Origin of the sequence: Chryseobacterium sp. P1-3, assembly GCF_000738495.1 — a bacterium.
Classification (GTDB): Bacteria; Bacteroidota; Bacteroidia; order Flavobacteriales; family Weeksellaceae; genus Chryseobacterium; species Chryseobacterium gallinarum.
In genome coordinates this window covers 429,084-452,384 of the sequence record NZ_JPEQ01000007.1, presented here as the reverse complement: position 1 = coordinate 452,384, position 23,301 = coordinate 429,084, and the positions used below count along the sequence as shown (strand labels likewise).

Genomic DNA, 23,301 nt, shown 5'->3' with positions numbered 1-23,301 from the left:
ATGAGACATAAAAAGCCGGCTATAAAGATAAAATTAACAAAAAAATAATACGAGTAGCTATGAAAAAAGGAAAAAAATAGTTCAATTTATTGCTGAAAAAATCCCCAAAATGATGAGTTAGATCAACAATTTTTAAATTTTTCGAAAAAATATCAATACTTTTCTCCATCTCTCGGAAGTCGAGATCACCAAATCCTATTCTCATGGCGGTAAGTCCTTTGTTTTGGTAGAGAAGGGTTTTAGGAATAAAAAGATTATCCCGGGAACAATTTCTGCTAAGCTGCATCAGATTTACAGGAACGTTCCATTCCATCCAGATTGCGAGTCCTCCTGAAGGTTTTTCAAAAGTAATAAGGTCACTTAGCGTTTCATGAAGTAATAAAGCCAGATAATCACGCCTTTCCCGGTACACTTTTAGAGACTTTTTCAGGTAACGGTTAATTTCTCCTTCTTCAATCATTTCCCCCAATGCCCTTTCCATCAGGATATCTCCTTGCCGGTCAATAATCCCAAGGTATTTCCGCATTTCCGCCATAATATTCTCCGGAGCTACAATAAAGCCTGTCCTGAATCCTGGAGCAAGCGATTTTCCGAAAGAGCCGATATAGATTACCATTCCGTTAGTATCAGCACTGGCCAGGGGAAGAATAGGGCTTTTATCATAATGGAATTCATAGTCATAGTCATCTTCAAGAATAACGAACCCGTACTCATTGGCTAATTCCAGGAGCTCAAACCTTCTCTGGGCACTTAATGCTACGGTGGTGGGATAATGATGGTGCGGAGTCAGGTACAGCATTCTTATTCTGTGCTTCTGGCAGGCTTCTCTTACACTTTCTACGATAATTCCATCTTTATCAATGGAGATAGGTATCATACGGACCCCGGCTTTCATGAAGATCATATTGACTGAAAAATAGCTTAAAGCTCCCACCAGAACAATATCTCCCGGAGAAAGAAGTATTTCGGAAACAATATAAATACTCATTTCCGTACTCCGGGTAATCAGAAGATTGTTTTTGGATATAGGAAGCCCGCGGGAAAGATTCAGATAACGGGACAGATGTTCCTTAAAAAACTCACTTCCGTCATGATTATAATGTCCCAATGCTTTTTGATTGGATTTCCGTTTGAGAATTGAACTGTAAAATCTCGAATGCTGATCGATCTGTGTCAACCTGATATCCGGAATCCCGTCATTAAATACATATTCACAGTCTGAATGTTCAAAAGGGTTATCCAGAATATTTGATGTTTTAAAAGAAAAACCGGTAATTTTAGGATATTGCTGAAGATTATTCTCTTCAAAATCTTTTACTTTTACAGGAATATCCTGATCTTTCCCGATGACAAAAGTACCTTTATTGGGGAAACTTTGTGTCCAGCCCTGTGCTGACAATTCATCATATACGGCAACTGCAGTATTGCGGTGTACATCTAGTATTTCACTAAAGGTTCTTGTGCCCGGAAGCTTTGTTCCTAAAGGAAGGTATCCTCGCTGGATGGCATTCACCAGCTGATTGGCGATCTGTAAATAAATTGATGTTTCAGATTTTCTGTCAATTTTGATAAAACTTTCATAAGGAATCTTAACCGGACTATCCATAATATTAAAACTGGCACCATATAACCATCCGGCAATATACTACATTTGACATCAAAATAAAAATATATGGAATTTCATCATCTGCTGCAAAAAATTGTGCAGGATAACAGTACTCATGCCAAATGGCTGAATACTTTATCTTTTATGGAAAATGCCGGAGCAAGAAAAATATCAAAATGCGAACATCCGGTTTCTGTAACATTGATTCAGCTGAAGCATGCTGCTGAAGAACATCGCCATGCCTATTACCTGAAAAAACAGATCGCTAAGATACATCCGGAACTCTGCAAAACTTATAAAAGTGAAGAGCTTATGGCTCCCATTGCAACCAGGCAATATCTGCATTCTTTGGATACTAAAGCCTGCAGGTATCTCCGTACTGTCTTTCAGCTGAATCAGGAAGAACTGAAATATGCAGCGTATCTGTTTGTAACCTATGCTATTGAAGTCCGTGCTGATGAATTGTATCCCGTCTATCAGGATATTCTTACCAAAGAGGCTTCAAAGGTTATGGTAAAATCAATTATTCTGGAAGAAGAAGGTCATCTTGAGGAAATGATCAACCAGCTGAACGAGTTTTCCGGTGACTGGCAACAGCATGCAGAAAATATATTGAAAATAGAAAAAGCCTTATACAATCAATGGATTGATGCCATAACTGAAGAAGTATCACAATTGGATTATGCTTAAGAATTTTCAGGAGATCCTCGGGAAAAGAATGCAGGAGGGAACATTCAGAAGCTTAAAAACACGATCCGAAGGAGTGGATTTTTATTCAAATGACTATCTGGGGTTTGCAAGAAATAAAGAATTACAGGATATTCTTTTGAAGGAAGTTATGAAACATCCTCACTTCCTGTCCGGCAGTTCTGGTTCAAGATTGATTAGCGGGAATACAGATACCGTTACTGTTATAGAAAATGATATTGCTCAGAAGCACCGGTTTTCATCAGCCTTACTTTTTCCGTCAGGGTACAATGCCAATCTTGCCTTGTTTTCAACATTGCCAGACCGACATGATGTTATTCTGGTAGATGAACAAATTCATCGTTCCGTACATGACGGATGTATATTGTCAAATGCCCGAAAATTAAAATGGAAACATAATGATCTGAAGGATCTTGAAAATTTGTTGAAAAAACAGAATTCTCATTGCTATATTGCTATTGAAAGCCTTTATTCGATGGAAGGGGATTTTGCTCCTATCCAGGAAATTGCAGCACTTGCTGAACAATATGAGGCTGATTTAATCGTGGACGAAGCCCATGTATTGGGAGTATTGGGATATGGATTGGTGGATAAGCATCAATTACAAAACCAGGTTTTAGCAGCAGTTATGACGTATGGAAAAGCCCTGGGAGCTCATGGTGCAGCCATTCTTTGCAATGATACCGTGAAATCCTACCTTATCAATTTTGCTTCTCCATTTATTTATACTACTTCAGCGCAGGATTTTCAATGGATGGCTATCAAAGCAGGATATGAGTTTTTAGATCATAACAAAGAGCTTTCAAAAAAAACTTCAGGAGAATATTAAGGTTTTCAGAGATCAGAATTTACGGTCACCTTCTTCAGAAATCAGTCCGGTTCAGGCCATTCTAATGGAAGATAATGAGCAGCTGAAAGCTCTTCAGGCCCACCTGTATGACCATGGATTTTTAACATCGGCCATTTATAGTCCTACAGTAAAAAAAGGAACCGAGAGACTTAGGATATGTCTTCATAGCTTCAACACAGAAGACGAAATCGTAAAACTTACGGCCTTAATTAAAGAATTTATTTAAAACAAAAAGTAAAAAGATGCAAGAGCTAAAAATGGAGAAATGACCATTCGCTTTTGCCGCTCGAAAACTTGCTTTTTACAGTCACAACTCATATGAAAATATTTATAACAGGAATTGGGACAGAAATAGGAAAAACCGTTTGTTCGGCTATTTTAGTCCAGCATTTTAAAGCAGATTACTGGAAGCCGGTACAGTCCGGAGACCTCCATAATACAGACAGCAATAAAATTAAAAACTGGACAGATTCTCCTTTCTGCCATCCGGAAACATACCGTCTTCAGCTGGCGGCATCACCCCATCAGTCTGCACGTGAAGAAAATGTACACATTAAACTGGATGATTTCCGGCTTCCCGATACAGAAAATATATTGATTGTAGAAGGAGCAGGAGGATTGATGGTTCCGCTTTCAGACAACAGGTTTATGATTGATCTTGTAGAAACCCTGAACCTGCCGGCAGCACTGGTAATCAGAAACTACCTGGGATGCATCAACCACAGCTTGTTATCAATCATGGCTTTACAGCAAAGAAATATACCGCTGGAATATCTGATCCTGAATGGTGAATTCCCTGAAGATACTGAAAGAGTGATTTGCAGCTTCATTGAAAAGGATACAAAAATCATCAGAATTCCTGAAATCGGGCAGCCAGACAGGCAAACCATTACAACCGCTGCCAAAGCATTAACAATAACAAATTTATGATTATGGATACGAAAACAAAAACCAGACACAACTGGACAAAAGAAGAAATTGAGGAAATTTATCATTTACCCCTTATGGAGCTGATTTATAAAGCAGCTACCGTACATCGCGAATGGCACGATCCTTCCGAAGTACAGATCTCTACTTTATTGTCAATTAAAACAGGAGGCTGCCCGGAAGACTGCTCTTATTGCGGACAGGCTGCCCGTTATCATACCAACATTAAAGTACAGGCCTTACTACCTACAGAGACTGTTATCGCCCATGCCCGAAAGGCAAAAGAAAGTGGATCATCCCGTTTCTGTATGGCGGCAGCGTGGCGTGAAGTACGTAATAACAGGGATTTCGACAGGGTGATTGATATGGTGAAAGGAGTCAATGAATTAGGCCTTGAAGTGTGCTGTACCCTGGGAATGCTTACTGAGGAACAGGCCGTTCGATTACAGGAAGCAGGTTTATATGCTTACAACCATAATCTCGATACTTCCGAGCAATACTATGAAGAAATCATTTCTACCAGGACATTCGACAATAGAATCAATACCATCAATAATGTAAGGAAGGCGGGAATTACAGTATGTTCCGGAGGGATTATCGGATTAGGCGAAACACATAGAGACAGAATTTCAATGTTGCTGACCCTGGCTACTATGCCTAAACACCCGGAATCTGTTCCGATCAATGCATTGGCAAGGGTAGAAGGAACTCCACTTGAAAATAACAAAAAAGTAGATACCTGGGAAATGGTAAGGATGATTGCTACTGCAAGAATTGTAATGCCGTCTTCAATGGTAAGGTTAAGTGCCGGACGTATAGAAATGACCGAAACAGAGCAGGCATGGTGTTTTATGGCCGGAGCTAATTCTATTTTTACGGGAGAAAGAGAAACTTTGCTCGTTACACCTAATCCGGGGGTATCAGAAGACATGCAGATGCTGGAAACCCTTGGCCTTAAGCCGATGCTAAAAAAAGAAACCTGTTGCTAGAATAGAGTATAATAATACCTTATGAATTAAAGGTATTCTAACCGTATTATCAACCTGATAGCTGATTGATAAATATCGGTTATCCATATATTTTTTAATCAAATACATGAATACAATAACACAAACCGGTCTTCAACAAAGGGACAGGGCAGTCAACTGGCATCCCTATACCCAAATGAAAACTGCTGACGATATTATTCCTGTTGTAAAGGGGGAAGGAGCTTATCTGTACGATCTTGAAGGAAAGAAATACCTGGATGTGGTTTCTTCCTGGTGGGTTACTTTACACGGACATGCTCATCCTTATATTGCGCAAAAGGTGTTTGAACAGCTTACTACTTTGGAGCAGGTAATATTTGCAGGATTTACCCATGAGCCGGCCATACAGCTTTCCGAGAACTTACTGAAACTGCTTCCTGATAACCAGGGAAAAGTGTTTTATTCTGACAATGGCTCTACCGCAGTAGAAGTTGCTTTAAAGATGTGTATTCAGTACACCTACAATCAGGGGAAGAAAAAGAATAAAATCCTGGCTTTTAAGAATGCCTATCATGGTGATACCTTTGGGGCGATGTCTGTAAGCGGGAAAAGCTATTGGACCCGACCCTTTGAAAATATGCTGTTTGAAGTCGTTTTTATAGATACACCTCATGCCGGGAATCTGGAAGATTTAAAACGACAGATTGAAAATATAGCTGATGAAGTGGCCTGTTTTATTTATGAACCACTAGTCCAGGGAGCGGCCGGAATGCTGATGTATCAGGCTCGGGATTTGGATGAATTGATGAAATATTGCAGGGCTCAAGGCATTTTGATGATTCAGGATGAAGTTTTTACGGGTTTCGGAAGGACGGGGAAACTTTTCGCTGCCCGTTATCTTTCAGAGCAGCCTGATATCATGTGTTTTTCAAAAGGACTAACAGGAGGCACCATGCCTATGGGAATCACTACCTGTTCCGAACAGGTTTATGAGGCTTTCTGGTCGGATGACCGGCATAAAACACTATTCCACGGCCATTCTTTTACAGCCAACCCGCTGGCCTGTGCGGCTGCTTTGGCCAGTATGGAACTATTACTTAAAGAAGAAACCCAGATGAATATCAAACAAATCACCCGGCAGCATTGCGTTTTTGTAAAAACGCTGGAATTGCATCCGAAAGTTGAAAATGCCCGCCATATCGGAACTATTTTAGCATTTGATTTTAAAACAGGATATGGCACCTCCTATTTTAATGAGGTAGGAAAAAAGCTTTATAACGAGTTTTTACAGAGAGGTATGATCATGCGTCCACTGGGAAACGTGATTTACCTGGTACCTCCTTATTGTATTACTTCTGAAGAGCTGGACTACGTTTACCGGAATATCACAGAAGTCCTTGATCAGTTTAAGGATCAATAGCCACAGGAAAGCCCGAGTCATTTGACTTTCCGGGTATAAAAAAAGGAAACATTTCATTAAGAAAGGTTTCCTTTTTATTAAAAATCCATAGAAGTTAATCTTCCACATATTTATTTCTCGCCGCTTTCATGCCAAAGTAAAGCATAAACAGTACAGCAATACTCAGAAAATAGAATGACATATTCCATGAGCTATCCCAATCGTGAAGCTTTCCAAAAACGGGTGGGCCAAAGGCTGCTATCAGATATCCTACTGATTGAGCCATACCGGATATTTTTACAGCATTGATACTGCTCTTCGTTCTTGCAGAAAAGAACAGGATTGATAAACTGAAGGATAAACCATTGGAAATACCGATGATGACAGCATTTACATAAATCCATTGGGATTTAAACCCTGCAAACATCATGGTACTTCCAAACATTAATGCACAGATAAACAAAATCAGTATTCGCTGGTCCTTCATTTTGCTGGCAATAATCGGACTGCAAAATGTGACCGGAATCATCGTAATCTGGATCACGAATAAAACCCATCCGGTACTTTCCTCCTGCATGCTATAATCCGTAAGAAATGAAGGAAGCCAGGCTACCATACAATAATAAAATAAAGATTGCAGTCCCATGAAAATGCTGATATTCCATGCCTGTGGAGATCTGAACATATTGAAACCGGAAGTGCTTAGTGCTGTGCCGGAATTTACAGGATTATTTTTATTAATGATAAGTTCCAGGAGTAAAACCAAAAAGCCCAGTCCTGCAATGATAAGCCATATTCCTAAAGAACCACGCCATCCGAATCCTGTCCATTCACCGATTTTTACACTGAATCCTGAAGCCAGAGCTGCCGTAAGGTTCATTGAAACTGCAAAAATGCCTGTCATTAAACCGATTTGCTTCGGAAAGTTATTCTTAACATAACCCGGAGTCACCACATTTCCTATACAAATTCCCAATCCAATCAGTATGGATCCTGAGAACAAAGCCCAAAGCGAGCCTGTAATACGGAGAAACAACCCAACGCCTAAAATAATTAATGAATATACCAGTAGTCTACTGATGCCCAATGTATTGGAAAATCTACTGACCAGCACTGAACAGGCAGCAAACATAAAAAGTGGAATAGATGTCAGAAGGCTGACCTGAAAGTTATCAAGCTTCAGGGCTTCCCTTATCTCCCCAAGTACAGGTGCAACAGCAACAATAGGGGACCTGAGATTACTCGAAACCAGGATAACCACCAATATATTGATCACTAATAAAACATAAGAAGCATTCTTTTTTATTCCATTCTTCATCATAATAAAACTTTTGTGCAAAATTAGCATAGGAATTTTTGTTTAATTTTGCCAAAATTTTAACCTGAAACGACATGGAGCCCCATAATACTATTGATATAGATAAGCTCAACAAACCTTATTTTGTCTGGTTTGAAGAAAACTGGACTCATGATGATGTTCTTCATCAGCATAATAAAGGACAACTCGTATACGTAGAAAGTGGTTTTCAATATATCACCATTGAAGAAAGGATTTATCTTTTACCTCAGAACCATGCCGTCTGGATTCCTCCCAATACCATCCACAAAACCAATTCACATTCTGAAAGGATAAAACTCATGATCATGTTTGCAGAGGTGGATCAAAAAAAATCATTTTATCGCGAGGTCAATGTATTTTCCGTTCCTCCTGTATTAAGAGAAATGATAAAATATGCGGAAAAATGGTCTAAACTGTTGGACACGAGAACTGATGAAACTTTATTTTTACAGGCACTTTTTAATGAACTTCCTCATTTTGTAGAGCAGTCCCTGAAACTTCATATCTGCCTTCCCAGAGATAAGCGTTTAGCCAAAGTTATTGAATATCTGCATGATCATTACCGGGAAGAATTTAAAATAAATGAGCTCAGCGATATCGCAATGCTGTCTTCCCGTACGCTGGAACGCATTTTTAAAAAAGAAACGGGATTAACTTTAAGTAAGTACCAGCAGATGCTTAAGATCATTAAAAGCCTGGAATTGCTAAGCTCAGACTATATGACGATCTCGGAAACAGCTTATGAAGTGGGGTATAAGAGTGTTCAGGCGTATACCAGAAGTTTCCAGACAGTTTTACAATTCCGTCCGTCCGATTTTATCAAAAATATAAAATGAAGAAAATCAAATGTAAAAGTGATTTATTTAAACTTTATATTGAAAATATTCACCTGCACCAGAGAAGTTAAAGTCTGATTAGTCATATTTAATTCACATTTTTCGTGTTTTTCCACTTCAATAGGGAATAATTATTTATAGAGATATTAAAGATAAAAAGGCCTCCATGTATGGAGACCTTAAAAAAAACACAAATGATGAAAAAAAAATTATTTCGATTCACAAATATAAGCAAAAAAAATATTATGCAAAGCATTATATGGGTATTTTTTTTAAATATTTATTTATTTTAAGTAAAAATAGCTATTCCACAAATGATTTGAATTTTCTTTAAGATTATGGAATTTAAACTTTTTATAACTACACTCATTTAAACAGAATATGGTTTAAATTTTCAAATTATTACTAATTACATTCTGTGCTGCTCAGCCATTCTTATTATGACCCTACTCATAAATAATCATCTTTGATTTTCGCTACCTTGCTTTAAAGAATATGCTATGAAACCGAAATCAATTAAAGGAGTACCCCATCAGATATCCGGAGGCTTTCATGATACTGAAAGTGAAAAACAATTTGCCCCTGAATTGCTTCCCTTAAAGTTTGAAATATTAAAAAGAAGATTTTTTTATGATTAATCATTGGCAGAGCTATTGCGGAAGTGCCTTTGCTGCCTTTAAACTATATGATTCCAATGCCGGGCCTGTTGATCGTGATCCTCAGAAAGGAGACTTTATAAGAATAGATATTCCCGGACCCGGTGAACCCGAAGCGAGAGGGTATGACTGGGTTGAAATTTTAGAGATCTGCTATTACCAGGATTCTTTCTCAGAAACTATTATGATAATCTGTAAACCCAGCAGAGATCCGAAGAATAAAAAAAGCAGTCATATTGCTCATTTTTACAGTTCCAAAGCCACATCTACCTTTATGATCTCCAAAACTTCTTCTCATTTAAAAACTGCAGTATACGGCCGGAATGAGTCTCCCAATTTTAAGGCTAAGTTTATTGATGTCATCAGGAATCTTCTTGTGGCAGCAGGCGGAATTATGGGAATTGCCAAAATTCAGTGGAAAGTGCTCACAGACGGTTTTTTTAGATTTTGAATAAAAAAATATTTCTTTTAATCTGCATCAAAAGTAATCATCAGCGAATCTATATTCTATAAAAATGTTGAAAAAATTAATATAAGAGCCATTTCAGGAAAAATTTAAGCCTTATATTTGCAGTACAATGTTAAAATGGTTCTCTATATTATGTTCGATAATGTATGCATTTGCTACCACCAACACGGCGGAAGTTCTTAAAGTGCCTATGTTTGTAGAACATTTTATGGAATATCACGGAAGTTTTTCAGAATTTGTCATAGAACATTACGATAATCATAAAAAGGATGCTGATTGGGATACCGATCAAAAACTGCCTTTTATCAATCCACCTATAGTACTCACTGTATATGCCCAGCTTCCTGAAATCAGTTTTGAAATAAAAAAAACCTAAGGAAGTTACGGTTTCTCAGAAAAACAGTATTTACCAGGAAAAAGACTTTTCCAACCTTTACCTTTCCCGGATTTTCCAGCCACCACGGTTTTCTTGATTTAATCTATATTGAAAATCAATGTGTTAAGCTCTTCTTAATGCAAAGAAATCGTATTTTATATCCATTAATCTTTTGTGTATTATAAATGTAATCATTGTTACTTTTATAAAAACACTTCCGATTATCAATTAATTTTTTTTCATGTTAAATAAAATTATTGAGTTTTCTGTAAAGAATAAACTCATCATTGCCTTGTTTACAACAGGTCTCATTCTTTTTGGAGTATATGAGACTACAAAACTTCCTATTGATGCGCAGCCTGACATTACCAATAACCAGGTGCAAATTATTACTACAGCCCCTTCTTACGGAGCAGCCGATATAGAACGTCTTGTCACCTTTCCGATTGAGCAGGCTACAAGCAACATCAGCGGAATCACCGAACTCCGTAGCTTCTCGCGGTTCGGGCTTTCCCTGGTAACGGTGGTTTTTGATGACAATACAGATGTTTACTGGGCCCGTCAACAGGTTCAGGAGCGTTTGCAGCTTGTTCAGGAGAATATTCCCGAAGGAATCGGAAAGCCCGAACTAGGACCTATTTCCACCGGATTGGGTGAAATCTTCCAATATGTGGTAAGGGCTAAAAAAGGCTACGAAAATGTTTATGATGAAACAGCGCTGAGAACCATACAGGATTGGGTCGTGAGAAGGCAATTGCTTGGGACCAAAGGAGTAGCAGATGTCAGTAGTTTCGGAGGGAAGCTGAAACAATATGAAATTGCCATCAACCCTAATCAGCTGCAGGCTTATAATATCAATATCAATGATGTTTTCGCTGCACTGGAAAAAAATAACCAGAATACCGGCGGAGCCTATATTGAAAAGCAGGAAACGGTTTTGTTCATCCGGAGTGAAGGGCTTTTGGGAAGCACTGAGGACATAGGAAACATTCAGGTTTCCGAAACAAAGGATGGCATCCCCGTTCTTATTAAAGATGTAGCTTCCGTTAAAACAGGGTATGCAACCAGATATGGAGCAATGACTTATAACGATACGGGGGAAGTATCCGGAGCTATTGTATTAATGCTTAAAGGTGAGAATGCTAATAAAGTGATTGCCAACATCAAGCAAAGACTGGAAAAAATCCAGGACTCTTTGCCTGAAGGAGTGGTTATTGAACCTTTCCTTGACCGGGCCAAAATGGTCAACAATACCATAAGTACCGTAAAAACAAACCTGATGGAAGGTGCTTTAATTGTTGTTTTTATACTGGTGGTATTCCTGGGAAATTTCAGGGCAGGATTATTGGTGGCTTCGGTAATTCCCTTGTCGATGCTTTTTGCCATCATTATGATGAATATTTTTGGAGTGGGAGGAAACCTGATGAGTCTTGGAGCACTGGATTTCGGCCTTATTGTAGATGGTGCCGTTATTATTGTGGAAGCGGTGCTTCACCAGCTTGCTCATAAAAAGCATTTCGGACCGGATAACAGGCTTACCAAAAAAGAAATGGATGGACAGGTGTCTGGTTCTGCAACTAAAATGGTGAACAGTGCCGTTTTCGGACAAATTATTATCCTGATCGTTTATCTTCCTATTTTTACCCTTCAGGGAATTGAGGGGAAAATGTTCAAGCCCATGGCGCAGACTGTTGCATTCGCCCTGATCGGAGCTTTCCTGCTTTCTTTAACGTATATTCCCATGATGAGCTCTTTGGTTCTGAGCAGAAAGAAAAAGGAAAAAGAGAATATCTCCGACAAAGTAATGGCAAAAGTAGAAGCAGGCCATCAAAAGCTTCTGATGAAAGCCCTTAAATACAGAAAAACCATTATTTTAAGTGTGCTGGTCCTTTTTGCAGGAGCAGTGTTTACACTTTCCAGGATGGGAGGAGAGTTTATTCCATCGCTTGAAGAAGGTGACTTTGCTGTCGAAATGAGGATCCTCCAGGGAAGTAATATCAACGAAACTAAAAAAGTAACGACTCAGGCTGCCAATATCCTTCTAAAGCAGTTTCCCGAGATAGAAAAAGTGGTAACCAAAATCGGAAGTGCAGAAATTCCTACAGAACCAATGCCAATGGATGCGGGAGATATGATCATTGTCCTGAAACCAAAGAAAGAATGGACCTCTGCAACATCGTTCCCTGAATTATCCAAGAAAATGAGTGATGCCTTAAAAGTTATTCCAGGACTGACTACCGGATTCCAGTTTCCGGTACAGATGCGTTTTAATGAGCTGATGACCGGCGCAAGACAGGATGTGGTATGTAAAATCTATGGAGAAGATCTGGATAGCCTTGCCTCGTATGCCAGGCAGCTTGGGAGCATCATCAATACGGTAAAGGGTGCTCAGGATCTGTATCTGGAACCGGTAGTTGGAGCACCACAGGTTGTTATTGATTATAACCGTTCAGAACTCTCCCGTTACAATATTTCCGTAGCGGAAATCAACAGGGTTATCAATATGGCCTTTGCAGGACAAACTGCCGGAGCCCTGTATGAAGGAGAAAAGAAGTTTGATATCGTGGTTCGTATGGATAATGCGTACAAAAAAGATATTAACAGTATCCGCAATTTATTGGTACCCACTTCTTCCGGAGAACAGATTCCATTATCTCAGCTCGCAAAAGTAGAGCTTAAAAACAGTCCCAATCAGATTCAGCGGGAAGATACCAAAAGAAGGATTGTTGTAGGCTTTAATGTAAGGGGCAGGGATGTTCAGAGCATTGTAGAGGAACTTCAGCAGAAAGCAGGTAAAAAGCTGAAACTTTCTCCCGGCTATACCATTTCGTATGGAGGAGCTTTTGAAAATTTAAATGAGGCCAAAGCGAGACTGGGAGTAGCTGTTCCGATTTCTTTGGTGATGATTTTCCTGCTCTTATTTTTTGCTTTTGGATCTGTGAAACACAGTTTACTTATCTATACGGCAATTCCGTTATCAGCGATTGGAGGAGTCTATTTCCTTGCGTTAAGGGGAATGTCATTCAGTATCAGTGCAGGAGTAGGATTTATTGCCTTATTCGGTGTTGCCGTACTTAATGGAATTGTTTTGATATCAGAATTTAACCGGTTGAAACATAATGGCATAACCAATACCGGCAGAATTGTACTGATGGGAACAAGAATCAGGCTCCGTCCGGTTTTAATGACAGCTTTTGTAGCTTCATTAGGTTTTTTACCTATGGCCCTGAGTAACGGAGCGGGTGCTGAAGTTCAGAGACCTTTGGCTACGGTAGTAATCGGAGGACTGATGCTGGCAACCCTTTTAACCTTATTTGTACTTCCCATCCTTTACGTTGTATTTGAACATATTAATAAAGACAAAATGAAATTCCCTAAAACAACAAACTATAAAAAACTATCTGTCTTCCTGTTGCTGATGTCTTTCGGAGGAATGCAGGCCCAGGAAAATATAAGCTATGGACAGGCGCTGGAAAAAGCGTTACAGCAAAACGGCACCCTTAAAACAACAAAATTGATTTCCGAATATCAGGAAAAATTAAAAGCAAGTTACCTGGATATTCCCCAACTGGAAGTGACTGGAGGATTCGGCCAGATTCAGGGGGAAGAAACGGATAATTCATTAGCTATCTCCCAAAGGTTCAGTTTTCCAACCGTATATTCAAAGAGAAAACAAATGCTGGATGCGGAATGGACGGCAAGTGTTATCAATCAAAATCTTACAAAAGCGCAGTTGATAAAAGAAGTAACAGATGTTTTTTACAGAATCCTGGTCCTTCAGGAAAAGAAACAAGTACTCGGATATATCAGTCAATTATACAATAATTTTGCTGATAAAGCAGGGCTAAGACTTAAAAAAGGAGAAGCCAATATTTTAGAAGAATCAACCGCTGAAATTCAGAAAGAACAAATAAAAATACAACTGAACAATCTGGAAAATGACCTGAATATTGCCAGACTGCAGCTCCAGTTACTGCTTCAGTCTGAAAAAGCTTATCAGCCTGTTTCAGACAAAGCGGTTATGGATATTAATCTTCAGATTTCTGAAGACATGGTAAAGCAACATCCCGAACTTCAATATTTACAACAGCAAATTAAAGTAGGGGAAGCCGAAGTTCAGCTCGAAAAAAGCAAATTACTTCCTGAACTTCTTTTAGGGTATACCAATCAGAGTATGAAAAATATTAATAATAACCGCTTTAACTCTGTCCAGATTGGAGTGGGGATTCCATTATTTACCAAAGGTCAGCGGGCTTTGGCGAAAGCTGCACAGGCAAAAATAGCGATCTCGGAAAATGAATATCACCGGAAAGAAATTGAACTCAAAAACCGGTTGAGCCAACAGGTCAGCAATTATGCCAACCAGCAGAAAATCATTGAAAATTATGAGCAGAAACAACTTCCAAAATCTGAAACGATCTTAAAAACAGCCCAGAAGCAAATGGATGTCGGTGAAATTGATTACCTGAGCTGGGTAATATTGGTAAATCAGGCTGTAAAAACCAAAGCTGATTATATCGATCAATTGGAAAAACTGAATCAAATAGGGGCAGAGCTTAATTTTTTACTTTCAAAATAATACAGAATGCAATTCAGAAAAATATCAATATACAGTCTCGCTGCAACACTTGTTTTATCTTCATGTTCAGGAAAGAAGGAAGAGGAGAAAACAGTATATGAAAATACGAAATTTACCAAAAACAGTGAAAATACGGTTCATCTGGCAGAAAAACAGGTTCAATCGGTAGGGCTGACTACAACTACCATCCAGAGCAGGAATATGGAAAAACTGGTAAGATTGAACGGTAAAGCGGAAATTTCGCCCTCCCATATCAGTTCCGTTTCCAGTATTATGGGCGGGCATATCAAGTCGATCAATGTGATCAACGGGAGCCACTTCAATAAAGGCCAGGTATTGGCAGTTGTGGAAGATCCACAATTTATACAGCTGCAGCAGGATTATCTTGTCACCAAAGCACAGCTTGAAGCCGCGAGGCTTAATTACAACCGTCAGAAAGACCTTAATACCAGCAAGGCAAGCAGTGATAAAACGCTGCAGACCGCCCAGGCTGATTATTCTACCCTGAATGCTACTTTAAAAGGACTGGAAGAGAAGCTACGCATTATCGGGATTAATGCAAAAGGATTAACAGCTGGAAATATCAGGAGTAAAATTAATATATATGCTCCTTTCAGTGGTTTTGTGAGTAAAATTCTAGTTAATAACGGGCAGTACATCAACCCGGCTGATACTTTATTTGAGCTGATCAATCCTACGGGGTTGCTTCTGGAATTAAAAGTTTTTGAAAATGATGTGAATGATATCAAAACAGGTCAGGAGATTGTAGTTTACAACAACCGGAATCCTGATGTGAAATCCAATGCCAGGATTGTAAGTGTTGTTCCAAGTATTGAGGCTGGCGGGGCAGCGATTGCTGTGGCTCAACTTTCATCTCCCCATTCAGAATTTATAAAAGGAATGTATGTGAATGCTGAAGTGAATATCAGCAGCAGATATACACAAGGATTGCCTAACGAAGCCGTAGTCTCTTTTGAAAATAAAAACTATGTTTTTGAAGATCTCGGAAAATCAGATTATAAGATGGTCCAGGTTACTACCGGGATTTCTGATGATCAGTTTACTGAAATATTAAAACCGGAAATATTAAAAGATAAAAAGATTGTGCAGAAAGGAGCCTATAGCCTTCTGATGATGCTTAAGAATAAAGCAGAGTAATAATATAGTTTTATTTATAATAACTATAACCGGGATGCCTATTTTGAATCAGGAATCCTGCGCTATATTGCTTATCTTAGGGCTTCCTTAGTATTTATAATAACAATTCATTTATGGAAAAAAGAAAAATCAAAAATACTGATTTAACAGTAGCACCTGTTAATTTCGGAGGAAATGTTTTTGGATGGACGCTGGACGAAAAACAGTCTTTTGATATATTAGACCGGTTTACTGCAGCGGGATTTAATTTTGTAGACACTGCAGACACGTATTCATGGTGGGTAAACGGTAAGGGCGGACAATCTGAAGAAATCATCGGTAAATGGATGAAAAACCGCTCCAATCGTAATGATATCGTATTGGCTACCAAAGTAGGATCAGAAACCAAAGAACATGGTTTTGACATCAGCAAAAAACATATCCTTCAATCGGTAGATGAGTCTCTGCAAAGACTCCAGACCGATCATATTGATATTTATTACACACATTTTGATGACAATGTTACTCCTGTAGAAGAAACACTTTCGGCATATGATGAAATTATCAAAGCTGGGAAAGTGCGCTATATTGCGGCCTCCAATCTTTCCCCGGAACGCTTGAGAGCTTCTTTTGATGCTGCTGAGAAAAACAATCTTCCTAAATATGTGGCTTTACAGCCTCACTACAACCTGATGGAAAGAGAAGGTTTTGAAAAAAAATTACGCTCCTTTGGTAAAGGAATTTGACCTGAGTGTATTTCCATACTGGTCTCTTGCAGCCGGCTTTTTAACAGGTAAATATCGTGAAGAATCAGACTTTACCAAAAGCCCGAGAGGTGAAGGGGTAAGAAAATATTTAACTCCTAAAGGGCGGGATGTTTTAAAAGCATTGGATCAGGTCAGTGAAAAGCATCATACACAGCAAAGCACAGTCGCCCTGGCATGGCTATTAGCTAATCCTTTGATCACAGCACCCATTGTAAGTGCTACGAGTGCAGCTCAGCTTGATACCCTGTTCAATGCTCCCAAACTGGTTTTAGATCAGGAAGATCTTGATTGTCTTAATAAGGCAAGCCATTAATCTTCCAAAGATTTCTATATAAGGCGAAATCTTCACTGGCAAATTTTGTAGGTCAATATAAAAAAATCCGTTCTGATATTGAACGGATTTTGTCATTTTTAGTCTGAATATTCTTTCAGCAGTTGCCTGTAGCTCATAAGAATAGACGACTTTGAAATAAATCCGATGAAATCATTATCCGTATTTACTACCGGAAGGTTCCATACACCGGTATCATCAAAAGTCTGAAGGATATCCAGCGGTTTATTTTCACGGTGAAGAATAGCAGGCGGTGCTTTCATAATTTGAGATACCGTTTGCAGCGGATCTATCTCCTTATTAAAAAGATAAGGCCTGATATCATCTAATGTAAGCACACCTTTCAGTTTCTTATGTTCATCTGTTATAGCAAAAATGTTTTTATTTCCACTTTTTACAAGCTCAAACAGCTCCGTGACTGTCGCATTTTCATAAATCATCTGGGAATACTGATCGATAAAATCTTCTGTTCTTAAGGCAAAAAGAAGGTTCTTGTCGTGTTTATTCGTGAAAATTTTACCTTCATCAGCCAGAGATTTCAACTCCGGAGAAATAGGAGAGAACCATTTGGCAATAAGGTACGACATTACCGCTACAATCATCAGGGGAATAAACAGGTCATATCCAAAACTGGATTCTGCAATCAGGAATATGGCTGTAAGCGGGGCATAGAGTACACCGCTCATGGCGCCCGCCATTCCTACAAGAACAAGATTTGTTACCGGAACATCTGTAAACCCCAAATGCTGACAGACCAGAGCAAATAAATAGCCCAATGTACCCCCTGCAAAAAGAGAAGGCGCGAAATTTCCGCCATTCCCACCACTGAATATGGTAAAAGAGGTTGCAAAGGCTTTCAAAAGCAATACCAGAATTAAAAATATAATGATTGTCCAGTCTCCGATTTCAAAATACCTGAAAAGGCTGTTTTCGATAATAGAATAAGTATCACCGTTGGTAAAAGCTTTTACCGTTTCATAACCTTCCCCAAATAATGGCGGAAACAGAACACACAGAAGGGACAATACAGCTCCTCCGAACATAGCCTTACGCATCCTTGAAAGCCGGAGTCCTTTTATAAAATGCTCCACCTTTTGGGAAATAACAACAAAATAACGGGCATATAAGCCGGTGACTATCCCCAGAATAAGGTAATAAGGAACGTTTTTGTAATTAAAAGGATCTCTTGTATAAAACCTGAAAAGGACATCTTCCTGAAGCAAAACCCGGGATAGAAGACTTCCACAGACTGCGGCCACCACTAACGGGATAAAGTCTGTAAAAACAACACCGGTCAGCAGGATTTCAAAAGCAAACATAATCCCGGCAATAGGAGCATTAAATGCAGAGGCTATCCCAGCCGTAGCGCCGGCTGCCAGTAACAGGGTGCGTTCTTTATAGTTCAGTCTGTAGGTCTGGGCATAATTAGAACCAATTGCAGCTCCGGTAACGGCGATAGGACTTTCGAGTCCGGCAGAGCCACCTAATCCAACCGTAACCGCACTTTGTATGACCTGTGAATACATTTTCACAGAAGCTACAATGCTGGAGTTTTGTGCAATTTCATATAAAATCGCTCCAATTCCTTTACGGTCCTGTCCTTTAAACAAAGTTATAACAATCAAGGTGGTAAGCACTATTCCTAAAAAAGGAAAAACAATATAGAATAATATCTGATATTCAAAGTGAACTTTATTCGTGATAAAATAGTGTATATTATGTACGAGGGTTTTCAGAATAACTCCTGCCAGCCCTGCAGTACACCCTACCAGAATACCCGATAGAACAAGAAACTGATTCCTGCTCAGCCTGTTGTTCAGCCAATGCAAGATAAGTTCATAGCTGCGTGCTTTTTCCAGTCCGTATTTCTGGAAATCTCTTTTAAATTTAAGGAAACTCAGGTATTTTTTTTTGTTGTGAATTTTCACTTGGAAGAATTTTAATGTTGCAATAATCTGATACAACACTGTAAATTTATGAAATATCTGCCAAAAAAATTCATACCAGGTTCCCTTACACTACACTTTTCGTTTTGGGTTACCTTGGGTAACTTTATAATTTACAGCAGATTAGGGTGTGGATTATTAATTAAAATAAGGTAATATGTTTATATATTGTATGCTCGAAATCTGTTGCAGTTTTTACGGTTTAGCCAATTTTTTTGATTTTCCTGAAAACAGGAATCCGGCTGCAATGAGGCCTATAATTCCTGCAGCAGCCCAAGTTAATGTCCCGGAAGAAACAGAAACAAGACTTTTCCCGTAAATTCCCGTATTTCCTTTTGAAGCCTCCAAAACATTACCTTCTGTATTTTCTCCTTTATGTGCCTTCTTCATAAGCAGTCTTACTGCAGCGGAAGAAACGTACCGGATGACGCCAGGACAGATTTCATATAAATTTTTAAAGACTACTGCAGACCAGTCCGGATAAGAGGCCTCTACAGGATTTTTAGCTGTTCTTACGATGGCTGCAGCTAAACGACGGGGATCAAATGATGGGGGAGGTGTGCTTAATTGTATCCCTGAATAATTGGCTGCATGCCCTATTCCTGATGATCTTTGGAATCCGGGATACAGTGCACAAATGTGAATATTGGGGAAATCAGAAACCTCACCCTGCAGGGTTTCCACCATTCCGCGGATTCCATATTTTGATGCGGTATAGGCTGTACCATAAGGAGCAGGCATCCATCCGCCAATTGAGATATTATTCAGCAACACTCCTTTTTTCTGTCGTTTAAAAACAGGTAAAACAGCATGTGCTGAGTGCATATAGCCTAAGAGGTTTGTTTTTACAATCTGATCGGTAACCTCTGAAGGGATCTCCTCAAATTTCCCAAAAGCTAAAACGCCTGCATTATTAACCCAATAATCAATTTTTCCACTGAAAGCAAGGGCTTCTTCTACAAGACGGTGAGCCTCTTCGGCCACAGAAATGTCAGTAGGCACCACAAGTACTTCTACTCCAAATTTCCTGCATGTCTTTGCTGTTTCATTAAGGGCCTCCTCACCCCGTGCCGCAAGAACCAGATCTGCTCCTTGTTCTGCAAAAGCTTCCGCAGTGGCCATACCGATTCCACTGGATGCTCCTGTGATCACTACTGTTTCTCCAAAAAACGGAGGTTTTCTTTGATTTTTCATATCAGTTGGATTTAAGGTGTTCTGTTATTATTGTTATTATCTGAAATATTCTTCTGATCAGTTTCCGGTATTCCTTTTAGGAAAAAGAATAAGCCTTATGGAAGGATTATTGGTAATAAATAATCGTAGCCAGTCTAAAGCGAGCCGGATTTTACTTCCAAAACCAACAAGGGGAATGATATGGATAAAAAGCCAGGTAAGCCATGCAACAAACCCTTTAAATGAATATTTGGGAAGGTCTACTACTGCATTATATTTTGAGATTATAGCCATGCTGCCTTTATCATTATACCGGAAAGGTTCCAGGACTTTCCCATCTTCTATCCGTTTAAAATTGGCAGCTAGATTTTTTCCTTGCTGAATGGCAACCTGCGCAAGCTGAGGGTGTCCTTTCGGATATTTTTCTTCAGAAAGCATCAGGCAAAGGTCTCCTACTGCATAGATATTTGTGGTTTCTTCGACCTTGTTGTAAGCATCCACCAGTAAACGTCTTCCTTTTCCTATACTTGTTTCCGGCACACCATGAACTTCCCTGCCAATCACCCCTGAAGTCCAGATCAGTGTTTCTGTTTCAATAGACCGTCCGTCACTTAAAATGACTTTACCGTCTACATAGTCTTTTACTGAAACGTTTAAAAGAATTTTTACCCCAAGTTCTTCCAGGGTCTGATAAGCGGTTTTCTTGGCAAGATCGCTCATCGGGGAAAGCAGGGAAGGCAAGGCATCAATAAGGTAGAGATGGGAAAGTCCTAATTTAATTTCAGGATATTCCTTCTGTGCAATATATTTTCCCATTTCAGCAAGCATTCCCGCAAGCTCCACACCAGTAGGCCCGCCACCTGCAATGACAATATTCTGAAGCCGCTCTGCTTTTTCCATATCTTTATTCCGGGAAGCTTCTTCAAATGTTAACAGGATATGGTTTCTCAGATAAAGCGCTTCTTCTATAGTTTTCATAGGTAAGGCACATTTCTGAACGTTTTCCATTCCAAAAAAATTGGATTCTGTGCCCATGGCTAAAACAAGATAGTCATAGCTTAATGTTCCGGTATCTGTTTCTATGGTCTTTTTGTCAGGATATACCTGAACAAGTTTACCCATATGATAATTTACATTCTTACTCTCAGAAAATAATTTACGGAAAGGATAGCTGATATTGGAAGCTTCAATAAAAGAAGTAGCCACCTGATAGATAAGTGGTGGAAAAAAGTGATAGTTATTTTGATCTACCAGCGTTATTTTAAACCTTTTGTCATTTTTGAGAGATTTGATAAGGTTAATGCCGGCAAATCCTCCTCCTACGACCAGAATATGCTTTTTCATAATAATTTGATTGAAATGGTGTCTTATATTCATTCAAGAACAGGACCAAATAAGGTATAATACAAATATTTAACATAACATAAGGGAATATAAAAATATCTGTATTTATCCGGACAAGCCATAGCGTAAAGACTTCCGGCCGATTCTGTTTTACCGATATCTGCACGATGTTTGCAGGTTATCTATGACCAACATCAAAAATATACATATGAAGCCACAGATTTTAACAGAAAGCCACAGACTGGGAATAGGGGGCGTAGCAATAGGTACAGCTTTTGAAGATGTAACCGATGAACAGGCCCGCAAAATACTGGATGCCGCATGGAATTCGGGAATCAGATACTATGATACTTCCCCCTGGTACGGGCTCACGAAAAGTGAAAGAAGGTTCGGAGATTTTCTGAAGAGCAAAAACAGGAAGGATTTTATATTTTCAACAAAAGTAGGAAGACTTTTTCATGAAGTTCCCGAATCGGAAGTTCCTCCGACGATGTGGAAAAACCCTTTGAATTACGATTTCAAACATGATTATACGGCTGATGCTATCAAGAAATCAATTGCAGACAGTCTGCAGAGATCCGGGTTGGATTATATTGATATTGTTTATATTCATGATTTGTCTGAAGATCAGGTAGGAGACCGCTATCCGTATTTTCTGAAGCAAGCCAGGGAAGGGGCTTTTAAAGTGCTTTCTGAGCTTCGTGACCAGGGAATTATTAAAGCCTGGGGAATGGGAGTAAACAAAATTGAACCGATTCTGGATTGTATTGAATCTGCAGATCCGGACATTTGCCTTTCTGCCACCCAGTATTCGATATTGGAACATGAAGATGCGGTCGACAGACTTCTTCCTGCGGTTAAAAAAGCAGGTGTGAAATTAGTTTCAGGAGCAGGATACAATTCAGGATACATAGCAGGAAGGGAACGTTATAATTATAAGGACGTAATTCCGAAAGGAATGGCTGAAAAGCGATCACGAATTGCTAATATAGCAGAGAAATATAATATTGATCTCATCAGTGCGGCTATCCATTTTGTGCTTGCAGCCGATGAATTTGTTTCTATTATTCCGGGAGCCAGCACTCCTGAACAGGTACAGCATAATATGAAAGCTTTTGAAACGCCTATTCCTTTTGATTTTTGGAAGGAATTAAAAGCTGAAGGCCTGATCTATGAAAAAGCTCAGGTTCCATCAAGGGAATAACGTATCATGAAAATCTTTCTTCAAAATTTCTTCAAAATTTAAAGCTAATTTACAAGGATGAAAATTTTAATTGTTGAAGATGAAACACAGCTTGCCAGAAGTATCTCAGAATATCTTTCTGAAGAGAGTTATCTCTGTGAAGCGGCCAATACCTTCAGTGAAGCAATGAATAAAATAGAAATGTTTCATTATGACTGCATTCTGTTGGACATCATGCTTCCTGATGGAAACGGCCTTAAAATTCTGGAAGAAATAAAAAAACAACATAAGCAGGACGGTGTGATCATTATTTCTGCCAAAAATGCTTTGGATGATAAAATTAACGGACTGAAACTTGGTGCGGATGATTACCTTACCAAACCTTTTCATCTTTCTGAACTGATGGCAAGAATATATTCTATCATCCGCAGAAAACAGTTCAGCAGCTCCAATACCATTAAGCAAAATGAATTACAGATTGATCTGCTGGCTAAGAAAGTGTCTGTTCATGAGGAAAACATTTGCCTTACCAAAAAAGAGTTTGACCTTCTGATCTATTTTATTGGAAACAAAAATAAAGTAATCTCTAAAAGTACTTTAGCAGAACATTTATCCGGTGATTTTGCCGATATGCTGGATAATCATGATTTCGTATATGCCCATGTGAAAAATCTGAAGAAAAAAACTATATGATGCCGGCTGTGGGC

21 protein-coding genes are annotated in these 23,301 nt (G+C 39.0%); 16 read left to right on the top strand and 5 right to left on the bottom strand.

The window, feature by feature from the left end; translation table 11 throughout:
* Positions 1–19 precede the first annotated feature (19 nt).
* Positions 20–1,606, bottom strand: a complete 1,587-nt coding sequence (locus HX13_RS10635; RefSeq protein ID WP_128572357.1) for a PLP-dependent aminotransferase family protein — start codon at positions 1,604–1,606, stop codon at positions 20–22.
* A gap of 66 nt (positions 1,607–1,672) precedes the next feature.
* Here HX13_RS10635 and HX13_RS10630 point away from each other — a divergent pair, with 66 nt between their 5' ends.
* The 6 genes from HX13_RS10630 to bioA all read left to right on the top strand — a co-directional run bounded on the left by HX13_RS10630 (position 1,673) and on the right by bioA (position 6,479).
* Positions 1,673–2,296, top strand: a complete 624-nt coding sequence (locus tag HX13_RS10630; RefSeq protein ID WP_050021048.1) for a hypothetical protein — start codon at positions 1,673–1,675, stop codon at positions 2,294–2,296.
* On the top strand, positions 2,289–3,143 hold the full coding sequence (locus tag HX13_RS10625; protein WP_238555235.1) for an aminotransferase class I/II-fold pyridoxal phosphate-dependent enzyme: 855 nt from the start codon (positions 2,289–2,291) through the stop codon (positions 3,141–3,143). Before HX13_RS10630 ends, HX13_RS10625 begins: the two co-directional genes overlap by 8 nt.
* Before the next feature lie 64 nt (positions 3,144–3,207).
* Positions 3,208–3,390, top strand: coding sequence for a hypothetical protein (locus tag HX13_RS24060; protein ID WP_238555234.1), 183 nt, complete (start codon positions 3,208–3,210; stop codon positions 3,388–3,390).
* 92 nt (positions 3,391–3,482) lie between these two features.
* The gene (gene bioD, locus HX13_RS10620; RefSeq protein ID WP_050021047.1) at positions 3,483–4,094 is read left to right on the top strand and encodes a dethiobiotin synthase; all 612 of its coding nucleotides are present in this window, start codon (positions 3,483–3,485) and stop codon (positions 4,092–4,094) included.
* A 2-nt stretch (positions 4,095–4,096) separates the two neighbouring features.
* Complete coding sequence (gene bioB / locus HX13_RS10615) at positions 4,097–5,080, top strand: biotin synthase BioB (protein WP_050021410.1); 984 nt, start codon at positions 4,097–4,099, stop codon at positions 5,078–5,080.
* Between the two features lie 106 nt (positions 5,081–5,186).
* Positions 5,187–6,479 carry an adenosylmethionine--8-amino-7-oxononanoate transaminase gene (gene bioA, locus HX13_RS10610; protein ID WP_050021046.1) on the top strand — a complete coding sequence of 431 codons (1,293 nt, stop codon included), beginning with the start codon at positions 5,187–5,189 and terminating at the stop codon, positions 6,477–6,479.
* Positions 6,480–6,573: 94 nt separating this feature from the next.
* On the opposite strand, the gene HX13_RS10605 is transcribed toward bioA, so the two are convergent.
* Positions 6,574–7,779 carry a CynX/NimT family MFS transporter gene (locus HX13_RS10605; protein WP_238555233.1) on the bottom strand — a complete coding sequence of 402 codons (1,206 nt, stop codon included), beginning with the start codon at positions 7,777–7,779 and terminating at the stop codon, positions 6,574–6,576.
* A 71-nt stretch (positions 7,780–7,850) separates the two neighbouring features.
* Between HX13_RS10605 and HX13_RS10600 the strand changes: the two genes are divergently transcribed.
* From HX13_RS10600 to HX13_RS24050, 8 genes are all read left to right on the top strand, one after another.
* Positions 7,851–8,633, top strand: a complete 783-nt coding sequence (locus tag HX13_RS10600) for a helix-turn-helix domain-containing protein (RefSeq protein ID WP_050021044.1) — start codon at positions 7,851–7,853, stop codon at positions 8,631–8,633.
* 500 nt (positions 8,634–9,133) lie between these two features.
* The gene (locus tag HX13_RS22500) at positions 9,134–9,271 is read left to right on the top strand and encodes a hypothetical protein (protein WP_157837432.1); all 138 of its coding nucleotides are present in this window, start codon (positions 9,134–9,136) and stop codon (positions 9,269–9,271) included.
* Entirely contained in the window at positions 9,264–9,740 is a 477-nt protein-coding gene (locus tag HX13_RS10595) for a hypothetical protein (protein WP_050021043.1), read from the top strand. The genes HX13_RS22500 and HX13_RS10595 overlap by 8 nt, the downstream gene beginning before the upstream one ends.
* A gap of 160 nt (positions 9,741–9,900) precedes the next feature.
* A complete protein-coding gene (locus HX13_RS10590; protein WP_050021042.1) occupies positions 9,901–10,134 on the top strand; it encodes a hypothetical protein in 234 nt (77 codons plus the stop codon).
* A 241-nt stretch (positions 10,135–10,375) separates the two neighbouring features.
* Positions 10,376–14,713, top strand: coding sequence for a CusA/CzcA family heavy metal efflux RND transporter (locus HX13_RS10585; RefSeq protein WP_050021041.1), 4,338 nt, complete (start codon positions 10,376–10,378; stop codon positions 14,711–14,713).
* 6 nt (positions 14,714–14,719) lie between these two features.
* A complete protein-coding gene (locus HX13_RS10580; RefSeq protein ID WP_050021040.1) occupies positions 14,720–15,871 on the top strand; it encodes an efflux RND transporter periplasmic adaptor subunit in 1,152 nt (383 codons plus the stop codon).
* Positions 15,872–15,984: 113 nt separating this feature from the next.
* Positions 15,985–16,596, top strand: coding sequence for an aldo/keto reductase (locus HX13_RS24055; RefSeq protein ID WP_238555232.1), 612 nt, complete (start codon positions 15,985–15,987; stop codon positions 16,594–16,596).
* The gene (locus HX13_RS24050) at positions 16,559–16,930 is read left to right on the top strand and encodes an aldo/keto reductase (protein WP_238555231.1); all 372 of its coding nucleotides are present in this window, start codon (positions 16,559–16,561) and stop codon (positions 16,928–16,930) included. The genes HX13_RS24055 and HX13_RS24050 overlap by 38 nt, the downstream gene beginning before the upstream one ends.
* A gap of 98 nt (positions 16,931–17,028) precedes the next feature.
* Here the strand turns inward: HX13_RS24050 and HX13_RS10570 are convergent, their stop codons facing one another.
* From HX13_RS10570 to HX13_RS10560, 3 genes are all read right to left on the bottom strand, one after another.
* A complete protein-coding gene (locus HX13_RS10570; RefSeq protein ID WP_050021409.1) occupies positions 17,029–18,876 on the bottom strand; it encodes a chloride channel protein in 1,848 nt (615 codons plus the stop codon).
* A 213-nt stretch (positions 18,877–19,089) separates the two neighbouring features.
* A complete protein-coding gene (locus HX13_RS10565; RefSeq protein ID WP_050021039.1) occupies positions 19,090–20,088 on the bottom strand; it encodes an SDR family oxidoreductase in 999 nt (332 codons plus the stop codon).
* 57 nt (positions 20,089–20,145) lie between these two features.
* Positions 20,146–21,411, bottom strand: coding sequence for an NAD(P)/FAD-dependent oxidoreductase (locus tag HX13_RS10560; protein ID WP_050021408.1), 1,266 nt, complete (start codon positions 21,409–21,411; stop codon positions 20,146–20,148).
* A 208-nt stretch (positions 21,412–21,619) separates the two neighbouring features.
* On the opposite strand from HX13_RS10560, the gene HX13_RS10555 reads away from it, so the two are divergent.
* Together HX13_RS10555 and HX13_RS10550 are read left to right on the top strand one after the other, a co-directional pair.
* Positions 21,620–22,615, top strand: a complete 996-nt coding sequence (locus HX13_RS10555) for an aldo/keto reductase (protein ID WP_128572356.1) — start codon at positions 21,620–21,622, stop codon at positions 22,613–22,615.
* A gap of 57 nt (positions 22,616–22,672) precedes the next feature.
* A complete protein-coding gene (locus HX13_RS10550) occupies positions 22,673–23,287 on the top strand; it encodes a response regulator transcription factor (protein WP_316931287.1) in 615 nt (204 codons plus the stop codon).
* Positions 23,288–23,301 lie beyond the last annotated feature (14 nt).